General features: G+C 67.8%; 1 protein-coding gene. It reads left to right on the top strand.

Annotated features, from left to right (window positions below):
• Nucleotides 1-162 precede the first annotated feature (162 nt).
• Complete coding sequence (locus ABZ345_RS47480; RefSeq protein WP_359862373.1) at nucleotides 163-993, top strand: IS5 family transposase; 831 nt, start codon at nucleotides 163-165, stop codon at nucleotides 991-993.
• Nucleotides 994-1,009 lie beyond the last annotated feature (16 nt).

Raw genomic sequence — 1,009 nt, 5'->3', positions numbered from 1 at the left:
AGTGCTTGTTTCCGAGCTTGAGCGGGTGAGAGCTCTTTGGTGCACGGACAGGGGAACTCCTGGTAGATCGGACGTTGTCGAAGCGCCGTTCTGCCAGGAGTTCCGTTGTTATCGTGCCCGATCCCCGCGGGCGGTTCCACCGCGGGTTCCGCCTGTTGCCGTTTGGCCGTCACCCATCAGCCCGGCCAGCGGGCGAGCCGCTATCCCACCGACATCACCGACGCCCAGTGGGCCGAGCTCGACCCTTTGCTGCCCGATCCGGCGTGCCTGGCCGGTCGTGGCGGGCGGTGGGAGAAGCACTGCCGCCGGTTGATCGTCGACGCGATCCTCTACGTGGTCGACAACGGCATCAAGTGGCGTGCCCTGCCCGCCGACTTCCCGCCCTGGCCCACTGTCTTCAAGCGCTTCACCGCCTGGGAGAAGACCGGTACCACCCAGCGACTGCTCGACGCGTTGCGCGACCGTGCCCGACTGGCCGACGGCCGCAACGCCGCCCCGTCGGCGGCGATCATCGACTCCCAGTCCGTGCGAGCGGCGCCTACCGTGGCCGCCTCGACCCGCGGCTACGACGCGGGCAAGAAGATTCAGGGACGCAAGCGCCACATCGCCGTGGACACCCTGGGACTGCTGATCGCGGTACTGGTGACCCCGGCATCCACATCGGACAGGGTCGCCGCCCGCTCTCTGTTGCGGCGCCTGCGATCCGCCGCGGGGCCGCGAGTCCACCTGGTCTGGGCGGACGGCGGCTACACCGGAACCCTGCTCGACTGGGCACGCAGGACCCTTGCTCTGACCGTCGAGATAGTGAAACGGCCCGACCTGCCGCACTTCACGGTGCTACCACGGCGGTGGGTGGTGGAACGGACCCTGGCATGGATCACCAGCCACCGCCGCTGCGTCCGCGACTACGAACGACTACGCCACCACCACGAGGCCATGGTCCGATGGTCGATGATCCGCATCACCGTCCGACGACTCACACAGCCTCAGTAGCTCGGAAACAAGCACT

It is taken from the genome of Lentzea sp. NPDC005914, from assembly GCF_040629405.1.
GTDB lineage: Bacteria > Actinomycetota > Actinomycetes > Mycobacteriales > Pseudonocardiaceae > Lentzea.
This window is presented reverse-complemented; position numbering and strand designations above follow the sequence as displayed.